This is a genomic window from Micromonospora sp. ATA51 (assembly GCF_016802855.1).
Classification (GTDB): domain Bacteria; phylum Actinomycetota; class Actinomycetes; order Mycobacteriales; family Micromonosporaceae; genus Micromonospora; species Micromonospora sicca.
Genome location: NZ_JAEVHJ010000311.1, coordinates 1 through 7,789, shown reverse-complemented (window position 1 = coordinate 7,789; position 7,789 = coordinate 1). Strand labels below are relative to the sequence as shown.

At 71.7% G+C, this 7,789-nt stretch carries 9 protein-coding genes; 6 read left to right on the top strand and 3 right to left on the bottom strand.

What is annotated here, in order from left to right; all coding sequences use genetic code 11:
* On the top strand, positions 1-251 hold a 251-nt coding region (locus JNW87_RS31215), incomplete at its 5' end, for a hypothetical protein (protein WP_238454904.1).
* 78 nt (positions 252-329) lie between these two features.
* Here the strand turns inward: JNW87_RS31215 and JNW87_RS31210 are convergent.
* Positions 330-1,475, bottom strand: a complete 1,146-nt coding sequence (locus tag JNW87_RS31210; RefSeq protein ID WP_238454903.1) for an ROK family protein — start codon at positions 1,473-1,475, stop codon at positions 330-332.
* A gap of 123 nt (positions 1,476-1,598) precedes the next feature.
* On the opposite strand from JNW87_RS31210, the gene JNW87_RS31205 reads away from it, so the two are divergent.
* From JNW87_RS31205 to JNW87_RS31180, 5 genes are all read left to right on the top strand, one after another.
* Positions 1,599-2,261 carry an HAD-IA family hydrolase gene (locus JNW87_RS31205; RefSeq protein WP_236648212.1) on the top strand — a complete coding sequence of 221 codons (663 nt, stop codon included), beginning with the start codon at positions 1,599-1,601 and terminating at the stop codon, positions 2,259-2,261.
* A 232-nt stretch (positions 2,262-2,493) separates the two neighbouring features.
* On the top strand, positions 2,494-3,843 hold the full coding sequence (locus tag JNW87_RS40285) for an extracellular solute-binding protein (protein WP_109803912.1): 1,350 nt from the start codon (positions 2,494-2,496) through the stop codon (positions 3,841-3,843).
* A gap of 7 nt (positions 3,844-3,850) precedes the next feature.
* Positions 3,851-4,801, top strand: a complete 951-nt coding sequence (locus tag JNW87_RS31190) for a carbohydrate ABC transporter permease (RefSeq protein WP_238454902.1) — start codon at positions 3,851-3,853, stop codon at positions 4,799-4,801.
* A complete protein-coding gene (locus JNW87_RS31185) occupies positions 4,798-4,965 on the top strand; it encodes a hypothetical protein (RefSeq protein WP_201749842.1) in 168 nt (55 codons plus the stop codon). The genes JNW87_RS31190 and JNW87_RS31185 overlap by 4 nt, the downstream gene beginning before the upstream one ends.
* Positions 4,966-5,074: 109 nt before the next feature.
* Positions 5,075-5,884, top strand: coding sequence for a carbohydrate ABC transporter permease (locus JNW87_RS31180; RefSeq protein WP_201749843.1), 810 nt, complete (start codon positions 5,075-5,077; stop codon positions 5,882-5,884).
* Positions 5,885-5,903: 19 nt separating this feature from the next.
* Here JNW87_RS31180 and JNW87_RS31175 read toward each other — a convergent pair whose 3' ends face one another.
* Both JNW87_RS31175 and JNW87_RS31170 read right to left on the bottom strand, forming a co-directional pair.
* The gene (locus tag JNW87_RS31175) at positions 5,904-6,566 is read right to left on the bottom strand and encodes a M15 family metallopeptidase (RefSeq protein ID WP_238454901.1); all 663 of its coding nucleotides are present in this window, start codon (positions 6,564-6,566) and stop codon (positions 5,904-5,906) included.
* Positions 6,563-7,693: a D-alanine--D-alanine ligase family protein gene (locus JNW87_RS31170; protein ID WP_238454900.1), complete on the bottom strand. Its 1,131-nt coding sequence runs from the start codon at positions 7,691-7,693 to the stop codon at positions 6,563-6,565. The genes JNW87_RS31175 and JNW87_RS31170 overlap by 4 nt, the downstream gene beginning before the upstream one ends.
* Positions 7,694-7,789: the final 96 nt, after the last annotated feature.

Sequence of the window (7,789 nt, the reverse complement as noted above, 5' to 3'; positions counted from 1 at the left end):
CGGGGGTTGAGGAAGTTCAGCGGGACCTCGTGCGGGTCCAGCTCGGCGAGCTGCGCGGCGAACTCGGCGCGCTGCTCGACGGTCTCGCCGAGGCCGAGGTACGAGGTGCGACCGAAAGGTGGACCGGGGTCCGAAAGCTGAGAGCGCTCTCCAACAGATGTTCATCGATGTGTACGGTATTTGTCAACACTGTTGCCAGTAGATTGCGGATTGCTCGCCGCAACGAACTGTCCAGAGTGGTCGGACGGTGACCGGGCGTCGCCTCGGGGGCCACGGGGCAGCCGCGACGAGGTCGCCTGCCCGACGGGTCGGCGGCGATCCCGGCACACTCAGGCGGGCGGATACCCAGCCCGACGGGAAGGTGAGCGACGCGCGAGGGCCCAGTCGGCGAGGGCGGGTTCGCTGGTGATGTGGTCGAGGCCGATGATCGCGGCGCCGCGCAGTGGCCCGTCGTCGCCGTGCGCGGCGTCGACGACGGGTGGGGGCTGGGCGCGGTGGAAGGCCATGAGGCCGTCGGTGTAGGCGCCTTCGAACGCGGCCGGCGCGGTGTGCCGGATGGCGGGACCGAGTCCGCCGAGGGTGACGAGGTGGGGGTCGTGCATGTTGGTCAAGCCGGCGATGCCGGTGGCGAGGGCTTGCGCGACGGCGGTGACGGCCTGCCGCGCGCGGGCGTCGTCAGCGGCACGGTCGAGGATCTGGCGGGCGTAGGTGCGGGGATCGGCCGGGGCCGGTTCGCCGAGATGGCAGGCGAGGGCACGGCCGTCGACGTCGAGGTCCCAGCAGCCGCGGGCCCCACAGGGGCAGTGCCGGCGGCGGTCGCCGAGGGGCAGGTGTCCGTATTCGCCGGCGGCGCCGTGGGCTCCGGTGACCGGGGTCCCGTCGATGGTCAGGGTGCCGCCGATGCCGACCTCGACGATGAGGTGGAGGGCGGTGCCGGCGGTGGTGGCCGCGCCGGTGCGGGCTTCGGCGACGCCGGCGAGGGTGGCGTCGTTGCCGACCAGTAGCGGTAGCGATGGGTCGACGGTGATCGTACTGAGATCCACCGCTCCCCAGCCGAGCGTTGCGGCCTGCACGAGGCGCCGGTCGTGGACGGTGCCGGCGACCGCGAGGGAGACGGCTCGGAGCCGGTCGCCGTATCGGTTACGGGCCTGGGCGACGGTCTGACGCACCGCCGCCAGCACGGTCGCGGGCCTGCGGCTGCGATGCGCCTGGCGGCGCACGTCGTGCGGTTGCCCGTCGACGGTCACGACGGCGTGCTGCCAGTCCTCCTGGCGCAGCTCGGCGGCGAGGACCACCGGGCCTTCGGGATGCGGCTGCAGCACGGTGGTGGGCCGGCCGCGCCCGCGAACGGGGGCCGCCGCCTCGGTGAGCAGCCGCAGCTCCCGCATCCGGGCCGTGATCTCGGTGGCGAACCCGCTGGTCAGGTGCAGCTCACGGGCCATCGCCGCTCGGGTGATCCCGGGTCGGCGCGACATCACGGCCAGCACCTGTGACGCGGTGTGGTAACGGGCCGCATCGGCGCGTTGTCGGGAAGGGCTTGCCATGGAAGGAGCACACCGCCTTATCCTCGTATGACGAGCATATTAGGGGAGGCTGTTGTGGGGCTGCTGGACATGGACGGCGCCGGGGCGGTTGTCGGGGACCTGTCGGCGGTGGATGCCGTGCTGCTGGACATGGACGGCACCCTGGTCGACTCCGACGCCGCGGTGGAGCGGGCGTGGCGGGTGTGGGCCGGCGAGTACGACGTCGACCCGGAGTCGGCCTTGGCGATCGCGCACGGCAGCCCGGCCGACCGTACCGTCCGCCGGTTGCTGCCCCACCTCGACGACGCGGCGGTGGCGGCGTCCGCGGCACGGCAGTTGGAGCTCCAGTACGACGACCTGTCCGACGTCACCGCCACGCGCGGCGCACTCGAACTGCTGGCGACGCTGGCCCGGTTCCGGCTGCCGTGGGCGGTGGTGACCAGCGCGGACACCCGCCTGGCCAAGGCGCGGCTGGCCGCCGCCGGCATCGACGCGCCCGTGCTGGTCACGGTCGACGACGTCAGCGTCGGCAAGCCGGACCCGCAGGGCTACCTGCGCGCTGCCCTGCTGCTGGACGTGCCCCCCGAGCGTTGCCTGGTCGTCGAGGACGCCGCGGTCGGAGTCCAGGCCGGGCGCGCGGCGGGCGCCCTGACGGCCGCCCTGAAGGGTGTCGACGCGGACCTGCGGGTCGCGGATCTGGCGCAGCTGGCGCACCTGGTGACCCGGTCGCGCCGGTGACGGTGGCGGCGCGACCCGCCGGTCAACTCGGTGTGCCTGCCCTCCTGCGGCGAGAGCGTGGGCGGCGACGGCGCACGCGTACGCCTCCCGTCCGGGCATCGATGTCGTACTGCTGGCCTTCGCCCGCAACCCCGTCCGACGTTTCCCCCGGTCGTCGGGTTTGAGATTCGGCTCGACGGGAGAAGTGCTGCTCGCGCGGGCAAGGCGGCCCGCGGGCTCTCAGGAGGTAACCATGTCACGGACACTGCGGGTGACTGCGCTGGCCGGGGTCCTCACCCTGGCGATCAGCGGTTGCGGGGGAGTCGGCGGCGGCGACAGCGGTGGCGGCGGATCGAAGGGTACGGGGGCGCTGACCACCATGGGCTTCGGCCTGTCGGACGAGATCGCCAAGACCCGGGTGGACGCGTTCAAACGGGACAACCCGAACGTCGATTTGAAGATCACCGAGGGTGCCTTCGACGAGCAGCAGTTCCTCTCGGCGGTCGCCTCGGGCAACCCGCCGGACCTGGTGTACATGGACCGCAAGCTGATCGGCACGTACGCCAAGCGCGGCTCGATCCAACCCTTGACCGACTGCGTCGACAAGCAGCAGATCGACCTCGGGCAGTACCGGCAGGCCGCCAAGGACCAGGTCACCCTGGACGGCATCGTCTACGGCATCCCCGAGTTCTCCCAGGTGCGCGTGGTCTACCTCAACGAGACACTGCTCAAGCAGGCCGGGCTGACCGCCGACGACGTGGACCTGTCGGACTGGGCGGCGCTGCCGGCGCTCAACGCCAAACTGGCCAAGGTCACCGGCGGCAAGCTCACCAGGATCGGCATCGACCCGAAGATCCCCGAGTTCCTGCCGATGTGGGTCAAGGCCAACGGCGCCGAGATGATCTCGGCCGACGGCGCGAAGGCCAACCTCAACGACCCGAAGGTGGTAGAGGCGCTGACCACCGGCCTGAAGCTGATCCAGGACCAGGGCGGCTGGGGCAAGTTCAAGTCGTTCCGGGACACCTTCGACTTCTTCGGCGCGCAGAACCCGCTGGCCAAGAACCAGATCGCCGCGTGGCCGATGGAGGAGTGGTTCCTCAACCAGGTTGCCAAGAACAGCCCCAAGGCCGAGCTCGTGGTCAAGCCCTTCGTCGACCGGCAGGGCAAGCCGTTGACCATGTCCGCCGGGCAGGCCTGGGTGATCACCAAGGGGGCGAAGAACCCGGACGCGGCCTGCCGCTTCGTCAAGCAGATGACCGCCACCGACACCTGGTTCGCCGCGGCGAAGGCCCGGGCCGAGGCCCGCAAGGCCGCCAACCTGCCCTTCACCGGCGTCTGGACCGGCAACGCCAACGCCGACAAGAAGATCTTCGACGAGCTGTACCAGCCGACCGGCAACAAGCGCTTCGACGACGCGGTGGCCACCATCCGGTCGGCGCAGGACGCCGCGTTCGCCATGCCCGCCTCGCCGGCCGGCGCCGAGTTCGACAAGGCCTGGACGGACGCGGTCAACCGGGTGCTCTCGGGGCAGGCCCAGCCGGCGCAGGCACTGGGCCGGGCCCAGCAGGAGGCGACCGCGGCGCTGGACAAGGCCGCGAAGTAGGCCGGCGATGGCCACCACCGTCAGCGCTCCCGCCCCGGGCCGGCGGCGTCGTACGCCGCTGGCCCGGCGGGAGGCCCGCTGGGCGTACCTGTTCCTGGCGCCGTGGATCGTCGGGTTCCTGGTCTTCCAGGCCGGCCCGATGATCGCCAGCGCGTGGCTCAGCTTCACCGAGTACGACGTGATCAACCCACCGGAGTACACCGGGCTGGACAACTACCGGGAGCTGATGGCCGACCCGCAGGTCGCCCGCAGCCTCGGCAACACCGTCTACTACACGGCGCTGCACGTGCCGCTCGTGATGGCCATCTCGCTGGGGCTGGCGCTGCTGCTCAAGCGGGTCGGCCGGCTCCAGGGCTTCTTCCGGACCGTGTTCTACCTGCCGGTGATGACCCCGGCGGTGGCCGTCGGCATCCTGTTCCTGCTCCTGCTCAACACCCAGGACGGCCTGATCAACCGGGCGCTGGGGCTGGTGGGGATCGACGGGCCGAGCTGGACCACCGACCCGGACTGGGTGCTGCCCGGCATCGTGCTGATGAGCCTTTGGAGCCTCGGCTCCACCGTGATCATCTACCTGGCCGCGTTGCAGAACGTGCCGCGCGACCTGTACGAGGCCGCCGACCTCGACGGGGCCGACGCCTGGGCCCGGTTCCGGCACGTGACCGTGCCGATGATCTCCGGGTCGCTCTTCTTCACGTTGATCGTCAACACCATCGCGTCGCTGCAGATGTTCACCGAGGTCTACACCATGTACTTCGGCAACCGGCAGACCGCGGGGTCGTTCAACAGCGATGCGGCATCGTTCTACGTGATCCATTTGTTCCAGGAAGCGTTCCAGTTCCTGCACATGGGCTTCGCCTCGGCGATGGCCTGGCTGCTCTTCGTGATCATCCTGGTGATCACCGTGGTACAGGTGAGGCTCAGCAACCGGTTCGTGTACTACGAGGGGGAGGAACGATGAGCGAGTCGTACCACGGGGTGGCCAACAGCCGGCGGACCCGGCTGGGCGCCGACTGGCACCCCCACCAGTGCGAGGCCCGGGAATACCCGGTGACCGAGGGTCCGGTGGCCAACGCCCGGCGTTCCCGGGCCGAGGAGGACCCCGAGGGCGGGGCGGAGGCGTGAGCACCACGGTCTCGCCGGGCGCCGTCACCGCCGCACCCGAGATCGGGGCGGCGCGCCGGCGGCCCGGCGGCTGCCCGCGGAGGACGGCCGGCGACCGCGCTGGCAGCGGGTGCTCTTCGTGGCGGCCCTGGTCGGCGCGGCGGTGATCTTCATGCTGCCGTTCGTCTGGCTGATCAGCGCCTCGCTGCGCCCCCGGGAGTACGTCTTCGCCCCGGGCTTCCTGCCCACCCCCTTCGCCCCGGACAACTACGCCGAGGCGTGGCGGGCGGTGCCCCTGGTCACCTGGCTGCTCAACAGCGTGGTGGTCGGGTCGGCCGCCGCCGGGGCGGTCACCATCTCCAGCGCCTGGGTGGCCTTCGGCTTCGCCTACTTCCGATTCCCCGGCCGCAACCTGCTCTTCGGCCTGGTGCTCGCCACCATGATGCTGCCGTTCGCGGTCACCATGATCCCGACGTACCTGATCTGGTCGAAGCTCGGGCTGACCGACACCCAGGTGCCGCTCTGGGCGGGCAACCTCTTCGGCTCGGCGTTCTACATCTTCCTGCTCCGTCAGTTCCTCCTCTCGCTGCCCCGGGAGTACTTCGAGGCGGCCCGGGTGGACGGGGCCAGCTATCCGCAGCTGTTCTGGAAGCTGGCCTTCCCGCTGATCCGGCCGGCCCTGCTGGTGGCGTTCGTCTTCGAGTTCAAGGCGAGCTGGACGGACCTGCTCAAGCCGCTGATCTACCTGCGCAACGAGCAGCTCTACACGCTGCCGCGCGGGCTGAAGGTGGTGCTCGACCGGTTCGGCTACGGCGGCGAGCAGCAGTGGGAGGTCGTCCTCGCCGGCAGCGTCATCGCCACCGTGCCGATGATCATCCTGTTCTTCCTCGCCCAGCGGCACTTCGTCGAGGGCATCGCCACCAGCGGTCGCAAGGGTTGACCGGTCCGGGCGATCAGGCTCAACAGCAGCGCGCCGCGAATGGTCCGTCACAGCGGCCCGTACCGGGTGTGGGACGCGCCGTGGTCAACGCCCAGTAGCGGTCGCCGTACGACCAGTGCCACCACTCGGTCGGGTAGTTCACCAGCCCCGCCCCGCCGAGCGCGTCCACCAGGATCCGTCGGTGCCGGCGTGCGGTCGCGCCGATGGTGGGGGCGCCGGTGAAGCAGGCGCCGGCGCTGTCCTCCGGGGTGGCGTCCACGGCGGTGCCCAGGTCCAGCTCCGCGCCGTCGTCGGTGCACAGGGTCAGGTCCACCGCCCCGCCCGTGCTGTGCGGCGCCACCTCGACCGGCGAGACGAACTTGCTGGTCTCCCGGTGCAGCCGCTCCGGCGACCAGTCCGGGTGCCGCCGGCCCAGCTCGTCCCGGTAGCCGGTGAAGATGCCCAGCTGGGCCTGGTACGGCCGGTATCCCTCGATGACCAGCAGGCGCACCCCGGCGGGCAGCGAACGCTGCGCGGTCAGCAGCCGGTCCACGACCCCGCGGCGCAGCCGGGCGTACGCCCCGGCGGGGTCGGCCGCCCGCCCGTCCAGCCGCAGCTCGGGCAGGTCGCGCAGGTCCACCAGCGGCTCGCCGTCGTCGGCGCTCGGCACCGCCGCCACCCGCGGATCGGAGAGCAGGATCATCGGGCGCTCCGGGCGGCGGTCGCGGCGCGCTCCGCGTGCCGGGTACGGGCCAGCTCGACCAGGCGGTCCACCACCTCGCGGTAGCCGACGCCCACCGCCGCCCACACCTTCGGGTACATGGAGTGCGCGGTGAAACCGGGCATGGTGTTCAGCTCGTTGACGTACAACTCGCCGGTCGTCTCGTCGTAGAGGAAGTCGACCCGGGCCAGGCCCCAGCCCCCGATCGCGGCGAACGCGCGCAGGGACAGCTCGCGGACCCGCTCGGTCACCTCGTCGGGCAGCACGGCCGGGACCACCATCGGGTCGGCGTCGCCGAAGTACTTCTGCTGGTAGTCGAACCAACCCCCGGCGACCCGCACCTCGCCCACCGCCGACGCCTCCGGGCGCCAGCCGCCCAGCACGGCGCACTCCAGCTCCCGGCCGGCGACCCCCTGCTCGACCACGACGAACTGGTCGTGCCGGAGCGCCTCCTCCACCGCGGCGGCCAGGTCGTCGCCCTCGCCGACCCGGGAGATGCCGATCGAGGAGCCCATGCTGGCCGGCTTGACGAACAGCGGCCGGCGCAGCCCCACCACCAGCTTCGCCGGGTCGTCGGCCTGCCGGAAGGTGTGCGCGTCGAACGTGACGTGCGGGGTGATCGGGATGCCGTCGGCGAGCAGCGCCCGCTTCATCGCCACCTTGTTCATGCCGACGGCGGAGGCGAGGATCCCGCACCCGACGTACGGCACGTCCAGCGACTCCAGCAGCCCCTGCACCACCCCGTCCTCGCCGAACGGACCGTGCAGCACTGGGAAGACCACGTCCAGCTCGGCGTGCACCGCGCCGGGGGCGTTCCGGGTGGAAACCAGCACGGTCCCCGGGCGCGGGCCGGCCCGCAGCTCGACCGCCGGCCCGGTCACCGTCAGCCGGTCGTCGATGGCCCGGTCGGCGGCGGGCCGGTCCCGCAGCTCGGCCAGGACGGCATCCGGCACCAGCCGGAACCCGCCGCTGCGGGTGACGCCGATGGCGACCGTCCGGTACCCGCCGCCGGCCAGCGCCCGGGCCACGCCGAGCGCCGAGGCGCAGGAGACCTCGTGCTCCGCCGACGGGCCACCGAACACGAATCCCGATCCGGATGACGCGCTCATGCCGCCACCCCTTCCACACTCGTGCCATTGGCAAGCCCGTCGCCCGCCAACCGGGCGACCAGCGCCGCCTCGACATTGCCGCCGGTCAGCACGACG